Raw genomic sequence first — 17,320 nt, 5'->3', positions numbered from 1 at the left:
GCCGCTCATCCTATATGTCCGGCGGACATTCCACAGGTCGCGCCTCCGGCAGAGGCTTTGGCTGCCCCCCGTTAGCGCATCCGACATAGCTTTGCCAGCGACTTAACAACGCCGTCAGCCGACCGGCCGCTTTGCCATCCGTAATCGCGATGTGCACGACATTCTCGCGCCCCATCGCCCTAGATAGGGCGTCGCGGCCGACAGGCAAGACCTGCCCTGCACGATCGCTGCCCTCTGCCTCCTCGCCCACGCGCCATGCCTGATCGAGCTTGCGGCGGCCGTCGGCGGCGGCATCGGCGGCATGAAGCAACATATGCACCTGTCCGCGCCGCGCCGCCACCTCTATCTTCTCCGATCCGGTGACGAGGTTGGACGCCCGCGCCTCCAGCCCCAGCCGGTCCATCGCCTGCTGCTCCAGCGCGGCGGCGATCCTCTCCGGCAGGTCGGCGGGGATGGCAATGGTTCCGTCCTTGAAGGCGCGGGCGAGCGCGCCCTTCAACTTGCCGCCCGCCATCGCCTTTTCGAGTTCGTCGCGGGACACGCCGAGCCACGCCCCGCGCCCCGGCGCCTTGCCGCGCACGTCGGGCATCACGGTGCCATCGGGCGCGATCGCCAGGCGCACCAGATGATCCGGCGCGGCGCGGTCGCCCGTCAGGATGCAGCGGCGCTCGCTCATGCCAGCGCCTCCCTGCTCTTTATGCTTATGCCGGTCGCGGGCCGATCATCGGGAAGTGTCCGCGGCATTGGCGTCCTCCCCGATAGCGGCGGCGGACAGGCGATCCACAAGAAGCTCGCCCCCCGCGCCGTAGTTTTCCAGCGCATATTCGGTGATCGTCACCTGCACGGCAGCCGCCGGCTTGCCCAGCCGCTCCGCGAGCGACCGGGTGATATCGGCCACGAGCGCGCTTTTCTGATCGCGCGTTACCGGGCCTGCCAGGCGGATGTCGACGAACGGCATGGACGAATCAGCCCTCCTCGCCTTCGAACCAGTGGGCGCGGGCGGCCATGATGATCTCATTGCCCTGCTCTTCGCTGAGGCCATATTCGGCAAGGATGCCGCCCTTGTCCTCGGCATTCTCGCCCCGGCCGCGACGGCGGTCGGACTGGCGCTTCTTCGCGATCAGTTCGTCGGTCGCAAGGTCGGCGAGATCGTCGAGCGTCTTGATGCCCGCCTTGCCCAGCGTGACCAGCATCGCTTCGTTGAGGTGCGGCATGTCGGCCAGCGCATCCTCGACGCCGAGCGCGCGGCGTTCCTCGCGCGCGGCGGCCTCGCGGCGGTCGAGCGCCTCAAGCGCGCGGTTCTGGAGCTCCTGCGCCAGTTCGTCGTCGAAGCCTTCGATGCTCGCCAACTCGTCGATGCCGACATAGGCGACCTCTTCCAGCTCGCCGAAGCCCTCGGCGACCAGCAGCTGCGACAGCGTCTCGTCCACGTCCAGCTCGTTCTGGAACATTTCGGAGCGTTCGAGGAATTCCTTCTGCCGCTTCTCGCTGGCGTCGGCCTCGGTCATGATGTCGATCGCCTTGCCGGTCAGCTGGCTGGCGAGGCGGACATTCTGGCCGCGGCGGCCGATGGCGAGGCTGAGCTGGTCGTCGGGCACCACCACCTCGATGCGGCCTTCGTCCTCGTCGATGACGACGCGGGAAACGGTCGCGGGCTGGAGCGCGTTGACGACGAAGGTCGCGGTGTCCTCGCTCCACGGGATGATGTCGATCTTCTCGCCCTGCATCTCCTGCACGACGGCCTGCACGCGGCTGCCCTTCATGCCGACGCAGGCGCCGACCGGATCGATGCTGCCGTCATGGCTGATGACGCCGATCTTCGCGCGGCTGCCCGGATCGCGGGCGGCGGCCTTGATCTCGATGATGCCGTCGTAGATTTCCGGCACTTCCTGCGTGAAGAGCTTCTTCATGAACTCGGGATGCGCGCGGGAGAGGAAAATCTGCGGCCCGCGATTTTCGCGGCGGACGTTGAGCACGACCGAACGCACGCGGTCGCCGACGCGGACGACTTCGCGCGGGATCTGCTGATCGCGGCGGATCACGCCCTCGGCGCGGCCGAGATTGACGACGACATGGCCGAATTCCACCGACTTGACGACGCCGGTGATGATTTCGCCGACGCGGTCCTTGAATTCCTCATATTGCCGCTCGCGCTCGGCGTCGCGGACCTTCTGGAAGATCACCTGCTTGGCCGACTGCGCGTCGATGCGGCCGAGGTCGATCGGCGGCAGCGGATCGACGATGAAGTCGCCGATGGCCGCGCCCGGCTGCAATTTCTGCGCCTGCTTCAGGTCCACCTGACGGAAATAATCGTCCACCTGCTCGACCACTTCCACCACGCGCCACAGCCGCAGGTCGCCGGTATCCGGGTCCAGCTTCGCGCGGATGTCGTTCTCCGCGCCGTAGCGGGCGCGGGCCGCGCGCTGGATCGCGTCCTCCATCGCCTCGATGACGATGGCGCGGTCGATCATCTTTTCCGAGGCGACCGAGTTGGCGATCGCGATCAGTTCGGCCTTGTTGGCGGAAATGGCGGTGGCCATCGTTCCTTATCCTTCCGTCTCAATCTCGTCCGCCCCCTCGGAGGAAAGCGGCATGGTAGCAGAAATCAGCGCATCCGTCAGCACCAGCTTGGCGCTGAACAGATTGTCGAAGCCTATCTCGACACGGCCCAGCTTCGGATCGTCGAGCAGGATGGTGTCGCCGTCCGTCCCGGCGAGGATGGACTTGAACTGCTTGCGCCCATTGACGCCCTCGACCACGTTGACGCGCGCCTCATGCCCGGCCCAGTCGGCGAAATCCCGAAGGCGGGTCAGCGGCCGGTCGATGCCGGGGGAGGAAACCTCCAGCCGGTAGGCTCCCTCGATCGGGTCCTTCTCGTCCAGCATGTCCGACAGGCGGCGTGAAATCTTCGCGCAATCGTCGATGGTGAGCTGGCGCGTATCCGCGCGCTCCGCCATCACCTGAAGGGTCGGGTCGTCGCCGCCGAACATCTTCACGCGCACCAGTTCGAAACCGAGGGCACGCACCTCCGGCTCAATCAACTGGGTCAAGGCGGCCAGATCGACCAAATAAGCATCCTTTCCTGTAGACATGCGGCCCGTTGAAGCAGGCATGGACCTTTGCCGCCGGACCCTTGCGGTTCCGACCCTGCCATGGTGCCGATGTCAGGAGAACGTGGCGGATATAGTGCAAGGCGAGTTTTTTCACAACCTTTATTCGCGCCGCCCGTTACTACTGGCATACCCTGATGGCGAAGGAGGATTTTCATGCGCAAAAGCCTGTATTTGCTGGGCCTGTCCCTGATGGCCTCGACCGCCTGTCACGCAGGGCCCGCGCCCGACAACCGGCAGGCCCGCACGGACGAAGCGCCGGCGGGCGGCGACGGCGGTTTCAGAGAATCGGCGGACCGCCCCTTCACCGCCACCCCGGTCGCGACCTTCGACGAGCCCTGGGCGATGACCTTCATCGCGGGCGGCCCCTGGGCGCTGGTGACGCAGCGCAAGGGCAAGCTGATGCTGGTCGATACAAGCTCCGGCGCGACGCATGAGGTCGGCGGCGACGTGCCGAAGGTCGCCTATGGCGGCCAGGGTGGGCTCGGCGACGTGGTCGAGGCGCCCGACCCCGACCCCACCGACAAGATCCACCCCGTCTATCTGAGCTGGGCCGAGGCCGGGCCCGGCGGCACACGCGGCGCAGTGGTGGCGCTGGCCGACGTCACCATCAACAGCATGGCCGAGCAGATCGGCTCGCTCAACAACCTGCGCATCATCTGGCGGCAGGAACCCAAGGTGACCGGCGGCGGCCATTATTCCCACCGCATCGTCGTCGCGCCGGACGGCAAGCATATCTTCCTCTCTTCGGGCGAGCGGCAGAAGTTCGACCCGGCACAGGACATGGCCGCCAATCTCGGCAAGATCATCCGCCTCGCCCCGGACGGCAGCGTTCCCGCCGACAATCCCTTTGCCGGAAAGGGCGGCGTGACCGCGCAGATCTGGTCGCTGGGCCAACGCAACGCGCTCGGCCTCGCCTTCGACCGGCAGGGACGGCTATGGGAGAATGAGATGGGCCCGCAGGGCGGCGACGAGGTGAACCTGATCGAGCGCGGCGGCAATTATGGCTGGCCGAAGGTGTCCAACGGCTCCCATTATGACGGGCGCGCCATTCCCGACCATGCGCCGGGCGACGGCTTCATCGCGCCCAAGGCATGGTGGAACCCGTCCATCTCGCCCGCAGGCATGGCCTATTATAATGGCGACCTGTTCCCGCAATGGAAGGACAGCCTGCTGATCGCCGCGCTGTCGGGGCAGGCGCTGATCCGGGTGAAGATCGACGGCGACACGGCGGCCAAGGCCGATCACTGGGCGATGAACGCCCGCATCCGCGAGGTGGAAACCGGGCCGGACGGCGCGGTCTGGCTGCTGGAGGACGGTGCGAACGGGCGGCTGCTGCGGCTGACGCCGAAGCGCTGAGCGGGAAACTGAGCGGATCGGGGCTCAGCCCCGAAGGGCGTCCGCCGCCGGACGGGCGGTGACGGGATAGCCCAGCCCTTCGGGAATGCAGATATGGTCCAGCCCGTCACGGCTTTCTATCCATGGGGAGACGAGGTCGGCCGGATGCGTTCGAGCATGGTCGATCAGCCCGTCTATCGTGTCGAATTGCGCCAGCCGTTCAAGGTTGCAGCGGGTCGGAAAGATGACCCGCGCCCGGCCCGCCTCGACACGGGCCAGCATGTCCCGCGCGCTCGACCAGATCAGCCCCGCCGTTTCCGCGCCATCGGGGACGAGATCGTCATGCCCGCCCTCGATCGCCGCCAGATAGAAGCGGGTGTCGTAGCGTATGCGCATCTCCTCCGGACGCGGGCACCAGCGGGAGAAGGGCACCAGCCCTTCGAAATCGAAGCGCAGCCCCCGGTCGCGGATCAGCGCGTCCAGCCCCTCTCCCCGGTGCAGCGCCTGCCGCAGCGCGTCGGACTGGCTGCGGGGCAGCGCCTGCCCCATGGCGGTGAGCGCCAGCCCGCATTCCTCGATGGTTTCGCGGACTGCCGCGATGCGCGCGGCCAGATCCGACGGCGCCAGCCCCGCGTTCAGCCCGCCGGCCAGCGCCCGGTCCCCCGCCTCGACGCCGCCGCCGGGAAACACCATCGCCCCGCCCGCGAAGCGGAGGGTGGCGGCGCGCTGCGTCATCAGCAGTTCGGGCAGGCCGTCTCCGTCGCGGGGACGAACGATGATGAGCGTCCCCGCCTCGCGCGGGGGAAGAATGGGCAAATCCTGTCCGGTCATGCGCCCCCTATGTGGGCGATGCACGGTGCCGGTCAAGCTCGCCCTCCCCCTAGCAGACATCGATGCGCAGATAATCGTCGGAACGCTCCTCCCGCGCGGGCCGCGCCGTGGCCTCGTTTCCGGCGGGCAGGGCCGTCCGCACAGCGGCGGCGTCGCGGTTTTCGCGCGCCGCATCGGTCCGGGTTCGGGTTTCATTTCCAGCAATAACGGTCATGGTCGGCCTTTCCTTGTTCAGGGCCGCCGCGTCGGTGGAAATTTTGGAGAGAAGATCGCCCATTGCCTGCCGAACACGGCGGCAATGTCACACGCGATGACTATGCCGCTCCCTGAAGGGAACGCCAATAAAATGCGCAGATCGGGCAAGCGGTTTTCGTCATCGCCGCCTTCATGCCACCGCGCGCGCGGCAAGGCAAGCCGATTTGCCCGCGCCCCTGCCCCACCCTCTTGCCAAAGCGCGCGCGAAAGCCTATCTGCCGGGCATACATCAAGAGTCGGGCAATGCCTGACGCCAACCTGCTTCCCGAGCAAGGTGGCGCCCTCTGGCGAGGGGATGTGGTCGAACCGACAACCAAACGGGTCCCGCCACTTTTCAGATATTGTCCGGCCATCTGGAGAATCATTCTTCAATGCCGATCAAGATTCCCGATAGCCTGCCCGCCCGCGCGATACTCGATGCAGAGGGCGTGGCCGTGATGGGCGAGACGGATGCCGTTCGTCAGGATATCCGGCCGCTGCGCATCGGCCTGCTCAACCTGATGCCCAACAAGGTAAAGACCGAGACCCAGTTCGCCCGCCTGCTCGGCGCGACGCCGATCCAGGTCGAGCTGACGCTGGTGAAGATGACCGACCATGTGCCCCGCAACACGCCGGCCGATCATATGGCGTCCTTCTATCGCGACTGGGAAGACGTGCGGGAGGAACGGTTCGACGGCTTCATCATCACCGGCGCGCCGGTCGAGACGCTGCCGTTCGAGAAGGTGCGCTATTGGGAAGAACTGTGCCGCATCTTCGACTGGACGCAGACCCATGTGCACAGCAGCTACACCATCTGCTGGGCCGCGCAAGCCGCCGTCTGGCATTTCCACGGCATGCCCAAATATCAGATGGCGGAAAAGCTGTCGGGCATCTACCCGCACAAGGTGCTGAGTCCCTGCTCACCCTATCTGCGCGGCCTGCCCGACCGGGTGGACATTCCCGTTTCCCGCTGGACGGAGGTGCACGCCACCGACATTCCGGCAGGCAGCGGCATGGACATATTGCTGGAGTCCGAGGAGGCGGGCCTGTGCCTGCTCCACGACCCCCGGCACCGCATGCTGCACATGTTCAACCATAGCGAGTATGACACCGACACGCTGGCGGAGGAATATCGGCGCGATCTGGTGGCGGGCAAGGACCCGGCGCTGCCCCGCCATTATTTCCCCGGCGACGACCCGACCCGCCAGCCGGTCAACCGCTGGCGCGGCCATGCCCATCTGCTGTTCGGCGACTGGATCAACCAAGTCTACCAGACGACGCCGTTCGATGTGGAGGATATCGGGGGATAAGGAAAAGGCCCCGGTTCCACGGAGGAAACGGGGCCTTTTTTCAACTATCCTGATCCGTCACCCCAGCGCAGGCCGGGGTCGCGAGCCATGTTGCGCTCCACCTCCCGAGATGCCAGCCTGCGCTGGCATGACGGAGAGAGACGCATTCACTCCTCGATCTGCGACACGTCGCGCACCGCGCCACGCGCCGCGTTGGTGGTGAGCGCGGCATAGGCCCGCAGTGCCGCCGACACCTCGCGCTTGCGGCCCAGCGGCTTCCACGCCTTGCCGCCCCGCGCCTCCATCGCCGCGCGGCGCTCTGCGATCACGGCATCGTCAATGGCGAGGCTGATGACGCGGTTCGGGATGTCGATCAGGATCGGGTCGCCCGTCTCCACCAGCGCGATCAGCCCGCCTTCGGCCGCTTCGGGCGAAACATGGCCGATCGACAGCCCCGACGTGCCGCCCGAAAAACGCCCGTCGGTGATGAGCGCACAGGCCGCGCCCAGCCCCTTCGACTTGAGGTAGCTGGTCGGGTAGAGCATTTCCTGCATGCCGGGGCCTCCCTTCGGCCCTTCATAGCGGATCACCACCACATCGCCCGCCTTCACCTCATTGCCGAGGATGCCCGCGACCGCCGCGTCCTGGCTTTCATAGACGCGCGCGGTGCCGTTGAAGACGAGGATCGAATCATCGACGCCCGCCGTCTTGACGATGCACCCTTCGGGCGCGAGGTTGCCGAACAGCACCGCAAGGCCGCCATCCTTCGAGAATGCATGCTCGACCGAGCGGATCACGCCCGCCTCGCGGTCGGTATCCAGATCCTCCCAGCGGGCGGACTGGCTGAACGCCGTCTGCGTCGGCACCCCGCCCGGCGCGGCGCGATAGAAATTGCGCACCTCCTCGCTGTTGGTGCGGCCGATATCCCAGCGGTCCAGCGCCTGACCCAGCGTCGGCGAATGAACGGTCGGCAGCGAGCCGTCGACCAGCCCCGCCCGCTCCAGCTCGCCGAGGATCGCCATGATGCCGCCCGCGCGGTGCACATCTTCCATATGCACGTCGTTCTTCGCCGGGGCGACCTTGCAGACGCAGGGCACGCGGCGCGACAGCCGGTCGATGTCGGCCATGGTGAAATCGACCCCGCCCTCCTGCGCGGCGGCGAGCAGATGCAGCACCGTGTTGGTGGAGCCGCCCATCGCGATATCGAGGCTCATCGCATTTTCGAACGCGGCGCGGGTGGCGATGCCGCGCGGGGTGGCGGTCGCGTCGTCCTGCTCATACCAGCGCTTGGCCAGATCGACGATCAGGTGCCCCGCCTCGCGGAACAGCCGCTCGCGGTCGGCATGGGTCGCCAGCGTCGAGCCGTTGCCCGGCAACGACAGGCCCAGCGCCTCGGTCAGGCAGTTCATGCTGTTCGCGGTGAACATGCCGGAGCAGGAGCCGCAGGTCGGGCAGGCCGAGCGCTCGATCGCCTGCACTTCCTCGTCGCTATAGCTGTCGTCGGCGGCGACGACCATCGCATCGACCAGATCGAGCGCCTGCGTCTTGCCCTTGAGCACGACCTTGCCCGCCTCCATCGGCCCGCCGGAAACGAACACCGCCGGGATGTTGAGCCGCATCGCCGCCATCAGCATGCCGGGCGTGATCTTGTCGCAGTTGGAGATGCAGACGATCGCGTCGGCGCAATGGGCGTTGACCATATATTCGACGCTGTCGGCGATCAGCTCGCGGCTGGGCAGCGAATAGAGCATGCCGCCATGGCCCATGGCGATGCCGTCATCGACCGCAATAGTGTTGAATTCCTTGGCGACGCCGCCCGCCGCCTCGATCTCCCGTGCGACCAGCTGGCCGAGGTCCTTGAGGTGCACATGGCCCGGCACGAACTGGGTGAAGCTGTTGGCGACGGCGATGATCGGCTTGCCGAAATCGCTGTCCTTCATGCCGGTCGCGCGCCACAGGCCGCGCGCGCCGGCCATGTTGCGCCCATGGGTCGTGGTTCTTGAGCGATAGGCGGGCATGGGTGTTCTCCGTTCTCTGTCCGTTTTCTCTTGTTTCAACGCATGCCGATAAGAAACTTCCGATGCGAAGTAAAATATATTATTTATGGCCCATTAAGTCGCAGGACATATCAATATGGACGTTCGCCAGCTTCGGCATTTTACCATGGTCGCGGAGACCTTGCACTTCGGAAAGGCGGCCGCGCGGCTCGGCATGACCCAGCCGCCGCTCAGCCAATCGATCATGGCGCTGGAGCAGGAAATCGGCGCGCCGCTGTTCGCCCGCACCCGGCGCAGCGTCGCGCTGACCCCGCTGGGCGAGCAATGGCTGCCGCAGGTGCGGGCCGCGCTCCATGCGGTGGAGGGGCTGCCCGAAGCCGCCCGCCGCCTGCGCGACGGGGAAGCCGGGCGGCTCGACCTCAGCTTCGTCAGCACCGCCGATTACAGCATCCTGCCGCAACTGGTGCAGCGTTATGCGGCGCGCTTTCCCGATGTCGGCATCGTCCTGACCGAGGCGACCAGCGACGTGCAGATCGCGCGGCTGGCGGGCGGCGAGGGACGGGCCGGCCTCGTCATCCCGCCGCCGGGCACCGCCCTGCCCGCTGCGCTCGCCTATCGGCCGCTGGTGTCCGAGCCGCTGGTCGCGGCGGTGCCGGAAAGCTGGATCGCGGACGGGCGGATCGCGGCGCCCCGCAACCGCCTGTCCGCCGCGGCGATCACCGACGCGCCGCTGCTGCTGTTCCCCCGGCAGGCGGCGCCCGCCTTTCACGATCTCGTCACCGGCTATTACGCCGCCCATGGCAAGACCGCCCGCATCGCGCAGGAGGCGATCCAGATGCAGACAATCATCAGCCTGGTGTCGGCGGGCATGGGGCTGGCGCTGGTTCCGGCCTCGCTGCGCCATCTCGCCCGCAGCGGCGTGCGCTATGTCGAGCTGGACGGCAAGGCGCCGGTGCTGGAAACCGGCCTCGTCTGGCGGCGCGACGACGCCAGCCCGACACTGCGCCAGTTTCTGGAAATCGCCGGGACGATCACGGCGTGACGCGCAGCGCCTGAAGGATCAGCTTCGTGGCGACGCGAGCGGTCGTCGCGGCGTCCAGCTGCGGGCGCGCAAGGTTGCGGTGGGCGAAGCCGAACATGCAGGCGAGCAGCAATTCCTCCGCGCCCTCTCTATCCTCGGCCGAAAGGTCCGGGTTGACGACCTCCACCATCCGGCCAATGGTCCGGCGATAGGCGCAGCAGAAATCGCCTATCGTCCCGGCCACCTCCGCATTGCGATGGGCCTCGGCCAGTATTTCGTGCGACAGCGCCTCCTCCTTGTGCGCGAACTGCGCCAGGATGAACTGCTCCGGCACCGGCTCGATCGCCTGCCGCCCTTCGGACAGGCCGTCGCACAGGCCGTCCAGTTGCTCCAGCGTCTGCTGCGTGTCGGCGACGATGATCGCGCGGACGATATCCGCCTTGCTTTCGAAGGAGCGGTAGATCGCCCCGACGCTGACCTTCGCCTCCTTCGCCAGATCGGCCATCGCGGTCTGGTGGAAGCCGCGCGACGAGAACAGGCATCGGGCGGCGGCGACGATACGCTCCCGCGCGCCGATATCTCGCTGCACTGCAATATTTTCAACCAAGGACCCCTCCTTATCACTTGACCCGACCATGCCACATCGCATAAGGCGGCGCAAGTGGAATGAACGTTCATTCCGGCTATCTACGCTTCACCCACCACTGCACAGGTGCTTGAAAAATGACTGTTCGCCCCCGCTTCCTGACGCTGGGAACCCTCATCCTCCTCACCGCCTGCGGCAGCGGGGAAGCCCCGCAGGCCCAGCCGCCGGAGATAGGCGTCCTCACGCTGAAGGCCGAGTCGGCCACGCTCACGACCGAGCTGCCCGGCCGTATCACCGCCGTGGAAACCTCGGAAGTGCGGCCGCAGATCAGCGGCGTCATCCGCAAGCGGCTGTTCACCGAGGGCAGCATGGTGCAGGCCGGACAGGTGCTGTACGAGATCGAGGATGCGCCCTACCGCGCCGCGCTCGGCACCGCACAGGGCAATCTCGCCCAGGCGCAGGCGACGATCGCCTCCACCCGCGCGCAGGCGGAGCGCTATCGCAGCCTCGTCGGCATCAACGCCGTCAGCCGGCAGGAGCTGGACAATGCAGAAGCCGCCGCGAAGCAGGCGGCCGCTTCTGTTGCAGCGCAAAAGGCATCGGTGCAGGCGGCGCAGGTCAACCTTGGTTTCACCCGCATCCGCGCGCCCATTTCCGGCCAGATCGGCCGCTCGCTCTACACCGTCGGCGCGCTGGTCCAGGCGGGTCAGGCCGATGCGCTCGCCACCATCCAGCGCACCGACCGCGTCTATGTCGACGTCACCCAGTCCGCCGCCCAGCTTCTCGACCTCAAGGAAGCGCTGCGCAGCGGCAGCATCAGCCGCGAAGGGGCGGAGGGCGCCGACGTCCAGCTCATCCTGCCCAACGGCAAGACCTATCCCATCACCGGCAGGCTGCAATTTTCCGAGGTGACGGTGGATCCGCAATCGGGCGGCGTCACCCTGCGCGCCAGCTTCCCCAACCCCGACGGCATGCTGCTGCCGGGCATGTACGTCCGCGCCCGTCTCGTCGAGGGCGTGAAGCGGCAGGCGATCCTCGCGCCGCAGCAGGGGATCAGCCGCGACCCGCGCGGCCGCGCCACCGCGCTCGTCGTCAACGCGCAGAACAAGGTCGAGCAGCGGCAGGTGACCGCCGAGCGCGCCATCGGCGACAAATGGGTCGTCAGCGACGGCCTGAAGGCCGGCGACCGGCTGGTCGTCGAGGGACCGATCGGCCTGCAGCCCGGCACGCAGGTAAAGCCCCGCGCGCCGCGCCAGATCACGGCGGCCGCGACCGCCGGGAAGAGCGGGAACTGACGCCATGTCCCGTTATTTCATCGATCGCCCCATTTTCGCCTGGGTCATCGCCATCTTGATGATGATGGCGGGCCTGCTCGCGCTGCGCGCGCTGCCGGTCGCCCAGTTCCCGGAAATCGCCGCGCCCGCCGTCACCATCTCCACCAACTATCCCGGCGCGGATGCCCAGACGCTCGAAAACACGACCACGCAGGTCATCGAGCAGCAGATGAAGGGCATCGACAATCTGCGCTATTTCTCCTCCAGCAGCGATTCCGCCGGCAACCTGACCGTCACCCTGACCTTCGAGCAGGGCACGGACGCCGACATCGCGCAGGTGCAGGTGCAGAACAAGCTGTCGCAGGCCACGCCGCTGCTGCCGCAGGAGGTCCAGAAATCCGGCCTGCGCGTCAACAAGTCGACGGCGAGCTTCCTCCTCATCGTCTCGCTCTATTCCGAAAACGGCGCGCATGATCAGGTCGATCTGGGCGATTTCGTCGCGTCGCGCCTGCAGGATCCGATCAGCCGCATCGAGGGCGTGGGCGACACGCAGGTGCTGGGCGCGCAATATGCAATGCGCATCTGGCTCAACCCCTATGCGATGGCCAGCCTGGGCGTGACGGTCGGCGACGTGCAATCCGCCATCCAGGCCCAGAACGCGCAGGTTTCCGCAGGGCAGGTCGGCGGCACGCCCAGCGTGGAGGGACAGGCGCTCAACGCCATCGTCACCGCCCAGTCGCGCCTGAAGACGCCGGAGGAATTCCGCGACATATTGGTCCGCTCCAACAGCGACGGCTCCACCATCCGCCTTTCCGATGTCGCCCGCGTCGAAATCGGCTCGGAAAACTACAGCTTCCTCGCGCGCTTCAACGGCAAGGAGGCGTCGGGCATCGGCATCAAGCTGGCGCCGGGCGCCAACGCGCTCGACACGGTGGAGGCGGTGAAGGCGAAGGTCGCGGAGCTGTCACGGGACTTCCCGGCCGACATCAAGGTCGATTACCCGCTCGACAATTCCACCTTCATCCAATTGTCGGTGGAGCAGGTCATCCACACCCTGTTCGAGGCGATCATCCTCGTCTTCGTGGTGATGTTCGTCTTCCTGCAAAACTGGCGGGCGACGCTGATCCCCACCATCGCGGTGCCGGTGGTGCTGCTCGGCTCCTTCGCGATCCTGCACGCGGCGGGCTTCACCATCAACACGCTGACGCTGTTCGGCATGGTGCTGGCGATCGGCCTGCTGGTCGACGACGCCATCGTCGTGGTCGAGAATGTCGAGCGCCTTATCCAGACCGAGGGGCTGAGCCCGAAGGAAGCCGCGAAGAAATCCATGGACGAGATCAGCGGTGCGCTGATCGGCATCGGCCTCGTGCTGTCCGCCGTGTTCCTGCCCATGGCCTTTTTCGGCGGATCGACCGGCGTGATCTTTCGCCAGTTCTCGATCACCATCGTTTCCTCAATGGTGCTGTCGGTGCTGGTCGCGCTGATCCTGACCCCGGCGCTGTGCGCGACCATCCTGCCGCCCCGGCGCGACGGGTCGGAGCATCAGCGCGACTTCTTCGGCTTCTTCGCCTGGTTCAACCGGACCTTCGACCGCAGCGTGGTGCGCTATGATCGCGGCCTGAGGAAGATCGAGCGGAACTGGAAGCGCTCGCTGCTGGCCTATGCGCTGATCCTGGGCGGCATGGCGCTGCTGTTCGCGCGCCTGCCCGGCGGCTTCCTGCCCGAAGAGGATCAGGGCATGCTGTTCGCGCAGATTTCCATGCCGTCCGGCACCACGATGGAGGAAACCCAGCGCACCGTCGAAGCCGTGCGGGCGCATCTCGTCACGGCGGAAAAGGACAATATCGCCTCCACCTTCACCATCAGCGGCTTCAGCTTCGTCGGCCAGGGCCAGAATGTCGGCATCGCCTTCATCCGCCTGCGCCCGTGGGAGGAACGCAAGGGCAGCGAAAACGGCGCCGCGGCCATCGCCATGCGCGCGAACATGGCCTTCGCCAAGCTGCCCGCCGGGCAGGCGATCGCCTTCGCTCCGCCCGCGGTGATGGAACTGGGCAACGCCACCGGCTTCGACTTCCAGCTGAAGGACGAAGGCGGCCTCGGCCATGAAAAGCTGCTGGAGGCGCGCAACCAGCTGCTTGGCATGGCGGCGCAGGACAAGCGCCTCACCCAGGTCCGCCCGCAAGGCATAGAGGACAGCGCGCAACTGAAGCTGAAGGTCGATCAAGCGGCGGCGGGCGCGTTCGGCCTGTCGCAGGCGGACATCAACTCCACCCTCAGCACCGCGTTCGGCGGCAGCTACATCAACGATTTCATCGATCGCGGGCGGGTGAAGAAAGTCTATGTGCAGGCCGACGCCCCCTATCGCGCCTCGCCGGAATCGCTGGGCCAGCTTCATGTGCGCGGGTCGGGCGGGACGATGGCGCCGCTGTCCTCCTTCGCCTCGACCGAATGGACCTACGGCCCGGCGAAGCTGGAACGCTATAACGGCGTCTCCTCGGTGCAGATCATGGGCGCCCCCGCGCCGGGCCGCAGCAGCGGCGAGGCGATGCGGGTGATGGAGGAGCATGCAGCCAAGCTGCCGCAGGGCATCGGCTATGAATGGACCGGCATTTCCTATGAGGAACAGGTGTCCGGCAGCCAGGCGCCCGCGCTCTACGCGCTGTCGATGCTGATCGTGTTCCTGTGCCTCGCCGCGCTCTACGAAAGCTGGTCCGTGCCGCTCTCGGTGATGCTGGTCGTGCCGCTGGGGGTGATTGGCGCGGTTGCCGCGGCGACGCTGGCGGGTCTCAACAACGACATCTACCTGCAGGTCGGCCTCATCACCACCATCGGCGTTTCGGCCAAGAACGCGATCCTGATCGTCGAATTCGCCGAGGAAAAAATGCGCGAGGGGCTGAGCGCCGCGCAGGCCGCGCTGGAGGCGGCCAAGCTGCGCCTGCGGCCGATCCTGATGACGTCCTTCGCCTTCATCTTCGGCGTGCTGCCGCTCGCCATATCGAAGGGCGCGGGCGCGGGCGGGCAGAATGCGATCGGCTGGTCGGTCGTCGGCGGCATGCTGTCGGCCACGGTGCTGGCGATCTTCTTTGTGCCGCTCTTCTTCTTCGTCGTCAAACGGCTGTTCCGGCAGGACCGCCCCGTCCCGGCGGACAAGCCGCTGCCGGAAAACCCGATCGCTCAGGAGGCCTGATCCCATGAACCCCGCACGCAACTGGACCCTCAGCGTTCTCGCCCTTTCACTGGCGGGCTGCAACATGGCGCCGCGCTATGAACGCCCCGCCCTGCCCGTTCCCGCCGCCCTGCCCGGCGACGGCGCGCAGACAGGCGCGCAGGCGCAGGAAGCGGCGCTGGCCGATACCGCCTGGGCGGATTTCTTCACCGACGACCGGCTGCGCGGGGTCATTCGCCTCGCGCTCGCCAACAATCGCGACCTGCGCATCGCGCTCGCCAATGTGGAGCAGGCGCGGGCGCAATATCGCGTGCGACGCGCCGATATCCTGCCCTCGCTCTCCGCCAGCGGCAGCGCGACCTATCAGAAGTCGCCCTTCGCGACGATGGGGGCTGGCGGCGGCGCGGCGGGCGGGGCGTCCGGGCGGACGGACATCTACTCCGCGTCGCTGGGCGTTTCCGCATGGGAAATCGACCTGTTCGGCCGGGTCCGCAACCTGACCAGAGCCGCGCAGGAGCAATTCTTCGCCGCGCAGGAAAACCGCAATGCGGCGCAGGTCGCGCTGGTCGCCGAAATCGCGGGCGCCTGGGCGACGCTGGCCGCCGACCGGGAGCAGCTCGCCCTCGCCCACAAGACCGAGGCGACCTTCCGCCAGACGCTGGACCTGACCGAGGCGCGCTTCCGCTCCGGCATCGCCTCCGAACTGGAGGTGCGGCAGGCCCGGACCAGCCACGATCAGGCGCGCGCCGACATTGCCCAGCTGACGACGCAGGTCGCGCAGGATCGCAACGCGCTCAACCTGCTGGCGGGCGCGACGGTGGAGGAGGCGCTGCTGCCCGACGGCATGCCCGCCCAGGGCATCACTCTCGACCGCCTGCCCGCCGATCTGCCGTCGCACGTGCTGCTGCGGCGGCCCGACATCGCGGCGGCGGAACATCAGCTGATCGGCGCCAACGCCAATATCGGCGCGGCGCGCGCGGCCTTCTTCCCCACCATTTCGCTGACGGCAGCGCTGGGCACGATGAGCCTCGGCCTGTCCAACCTGTTCGCGGGCGGCAGCGAAACATGGTCGGTCGCCCCTTCGGCGAGCCTGCCGATCTTCGACGCCGGGCGCAATGCGGGCAATCTGCGCTATGCCGAGGCGACGCGCGACGCGATGGTCGCAACCTATGAGAAAACCGTGCAGACCGCCTTTCGCGAGGTCGCCGACGCACTCGCCCGGCGCGGGACCATCGACGATCAGATGGCGGCGCAAACCTCTTTGCGGGACAATGCGGAGGGCGCCTACCGGCTGGCCGAGGCGCGGTTCAGGGCGGGGATCGACCCGTTCCTCACCACGCTGGATTCGCAGCGCAGCTATTATGCGGCCCAACAGGGCCTGCTCGCCACGCGGCTGGTGCGGGAAACCAATGCGGTGGAACTGTACCGCGCGCTGGGCGGCGGGTTGAAATGACGGCGGTAACAGGAACAGCACCGAAAGCGACAGGCCCGCTTCCGGCGGGTGTCGCGAGGCAGTCCGTCTTCGTCTGAGCCTCTCGTCCGGGCAGGCCGGACCTTCGTCACGACGCGGGGAACAAATCCCCTGCGGTCACATCAAATGCCAATACAGGATATAGGCAACGCCAAGCAGGGACAATGCCATGCAGCAACGATCGCCGACCCAATCCAGTCTGGTCATATCCGCCTCTCCATTCCTGTCACGGTCTATCGCCGTTAAGGAGATGCTAACATAGGACAGCACGTCGCGCCATATCCAAAGAGAAAGCCCGCCTTCGCTTGGGAAAAGCACGAAACCGATTGAAAAAGCACGGTTTTCGGTGCGATCGCACTTAATTCATCGTAAAGGGGCGTCCGGCCCGCCGCGCCGTTGCGCCTGCCTTCCGAATCGGTTTTCTTCCGGCAGATCCCGCATGCAAAAGGCCCCGGCGCACATGCTGCGCACCGGGGCCTTCTTCTATGAGATGCCGCCTTGCCTCAAAGCTTGTCGGTCAGTTCGGGCACGGCCTTGTAGAGGTCTGCGACGAGGCCGATGTCTGCGACCTGGAAGATGGGGGCGTCCTCGTCCTTGTTGATGGCGATGATGGTCTTGCTGTCCTTCATGCCGGCAAGATGCTGGATCGCGCCGGAGATGCCGACCGCGACATAGACCTCAGGCGCGACGATCTTGCCCGTCTGCCCCACCTGATAGTCGTTGGGCACATAGCCCGCATCGACCGCCGCACGGCTGGCGCCCACCGCCGCGCCGAGCTTGTCGGCCAAGGGGAAGATCAGCTGCTCGAACGTCTCGCTGTCCTTGAGCGCCCGGCCGCCAGAGACGATGATCTTCGCAGAGGTCAGCTCGGGACGCTCGGACGCGGCGATCTCCGCGCCGACGAAGCTGGAAAGGCCCCGATCCGCAGCAGCGCCGCCCGTTGCGGAGACGGCTTCGATCGCCGCGCTGCCGCCCGTCCGCTCGGCCTTGGCGAAGGCGGTGC

Annotated in this window: 15 protein-coding genes and 1 riboswitch; of the genes, 6 read left to right on the top strand and 9 right to left on the bottom strand. The window is 66.9% G+C overall.

The window, feature by feature from the left end; translation table 11 throughout:
* Positions 1-10: 10 nt before the first annotated feature.
* From GGR43_RS17345 to rimP, 4 genes are read right to left on the bottom strand one after another with little or no spacing between them, the layout of a single operon-like run.
* On the bottom strand, positions 11-676 hold the full coding sequence (locus GGR43_RS17345; protein ID WP_188073233.1) for a DUF448 domain-containing protein: 666 nt from the start codon (positions 674-676) through the stop codon (positions 11-13).
* A gap of 45 nt (positions 677-721) precedes the next feature.
* Positions 722-958 (bottom strand): tautomerase family protein, encoded by a 237-nt coding sequence (locus GGR43_RS17340; RefSeq protein ID WP_188073232.1) that lies wholly within the window; start codon positions 956-958, stop codon positions 722-724.
* A 7-nt stretch (positions 959-965) separates the two neighbouring features.
* Complete coding sequence (nusA, locus tag GGR43_RS17335) at positions 966-2,540, bottom strand: transcription termination factor NusA (RefSeq protein WP_188073231.1); 1,575 nt, start codon at positions 2,538-2,540, stop codon at positions 966-968.
* A 6-nt stretch (positions 2,541-2,546) separates the two neighbouring features.
* On the bottom strand, positions 2,547-3,068 hold the full coding sequence (rimP, locus tag GGR43_RS17330) for a ribosome maturation protein RimP (protein ID WP_188073230.1): 522 nt from the start codon (positions 3,066-3,068) through the stop codon (positions 2,547-2,549).
* Positions 3,069-3,266: 198 nt separating this feature from the next.
* Here rimP and GGR43_RS17325 point away from each other — a divergent pair, with 198 nt between their 5' ends.
* Complete coding sequence (locus GGR43_RS17325; protein ID WP_188073229.1) at positions 3,267-4,469, top strand: PQQ-dependent sugar dehydrogenase; 1,203 nt, start codon at positions 3,267-3,269, stop codon at positions 4,467-4,469.
* A 24-nt stretch (positions 4,470-4,493) separates the two neighbouring features.
* Here GGR43_RS17325 and GGR43_RS17320 read toward each other — a convergent pair whose 3' ends face one another.
* Positions 4,494-5,279, bottom strand: a complete 786-nt coding sequence (locus GGR43_RS17320; protein ID WP_188073228.1) for an NUDIX hydrolase — start codon at positions 5,277-5,279, stop codon at positions 4,494-4,496.
* Between the two features lie 49 nt (positions 5,280-5,328).
* Positions 5,329-5,493: a hypothetical protein gene (locus tag GGR43_RS17315; RefSeq protein WP_188073227.1), complete on the bottom strand. Its 165-nt coding sequence runs from the start codon at positions 5,491-5,493 to the stop codon at positions 5,329-5,331.
* Positions 5,494-5,755: 262 nt separating this feature from the next.
* Positions 5,756-5,861, top strand: a riboswitch (SAM-I-IV-variant riboswitch).
* Positions 5,862-5,905: 44 nt separating this feature from the next.
* On the opposite strand from GGR43_RS17315, the gene GGR43_RS17310 reads away from it, so the two are divergent.
* Entirely contained in the window at positions 5,906-6,823 is a 918-nt protein-coding gene (locus tag GGR43_RS17310) for a homoserine O-succinyltransferase (protein WP_188073226.1), read from the top strand.
* Between the two features lie 146 nt (positions 6,824-6,969).
* Here GGR43_RS17310 and ilvD read toward each other — a convergent pair whose 3' ends face one another.
* A complete protein-coding gene (gene ilvD, locus GGR43_RS17305) occupies positions 6,970-8,820 on the bottom strand; it encodes a dihydroxy-acid dehydratase (RefSeq protein ID WP_188073225.1) in 1,851 nt (616 codons plus the stop codon).
* A 115-nt stretch (positions 8,821-8,935) separates the two neighbouring features.
* Here ilvD and GGR43_RS17300 point away from each other — a divergent pair, with 115 nt between their 5' ends.
* A complete protein-coding gene (locus GGR43_RS17300; protein WP_188073224.1) occupies positions 8,936-9,841 on the top strand; it encodes a LysR family transcriptional regulator in 906 nt (301 codons plus the stop codon).
* Here the strand turns inward: GGR43_RS17300 and GGR43_RS17295 are convergent.
* On the bottom strand, positions 9,831-10,427 hold the full coding sequence (locus GGR43_RS17295) for a TetR/AcrR family transcriptional regulator (RefSeq protein ID WP_246343874.1): 597 nt from the start codon (positions 10,425-10,427) through the stop codon (positions 9,831-9,833). The genes GGR43_RS17300 and GGR43_RS17295 overlap by 11 nt on opposite strands.
* A gap of 116 nt (positions 10,428-10,543) precedes the next feature.
* On the opposite strand from GGR43_RS17295, the gene GGR43_RS17290 reads away from it, so the two are divergent.
* From GGR43_RS17290 to GGR43_RS17280, 3 genes are read left to right on the top strand one after another with little or no spacing between them, the layout of a single operon-like run.
* Positions 10,544-11,701, top strand: a complete 1,158-nt coding sequence (locus tag GGR43_RS17290) for an efflux RND transporter periplasmic adaptor subunit (RefSeq protein ID WP_188073222.1) — start codon at positions 10,544-10,546, stop codon at positions 11,699-11,701.
* A 4-nt stretch (positions 11,702-11,705) separates the two neighbouring features.
* Positions 11,706-14,867, top strand: coding sequence for an efflux RND transporter permease subunit (locus tag GGR43_RS17285; protein ID WP_188073221.1), 3,162 nt, complete (start codon positions 11,706-11,708; stop codon positions 14,865-14,867).
* 4 nt (positions 14,868-14,871) lie between these two features.
* Positions 14,872-16,299: an efflux transporter outer membrane subunit gene (locus tag GGR43_RS17280; protein WP_188073220.1), complete on the top strand. Its 1,428-nt coding sequence runs from the start codon at positions 14,872-14,874 to the stop codon at positions 16,297-16,299.
* A 521-nt stretch (positions 16,300-16,820) separates the two neighbouring features.
* Here the strand turns inward: GGR43_RS17280 and GGR43_RS17275 are convergent.
* On the bottom strand, positions 16,821-17,320 hold a 500-nt coding region (locus GGR43_RS17275; RefSeq protein WP_223177501.1), incomplete at its 5' end, for an electron transfer flavoprotein subunit alpha/FixB family protein.

Origin of the sequence: Sphingobium jiangsuense, from assembly GCF_014196495.1 — a bacterium.
GTDB lineage: Bacteria > Pseudomonadota > Alphaproteobacteria > Sphingomonadales > Sphingomonadaceae > Sphingobium > Sphingobium jiangsuense.
This window is presented reverse-complemented; position numbering and strand designations above follow the sequence as displayed.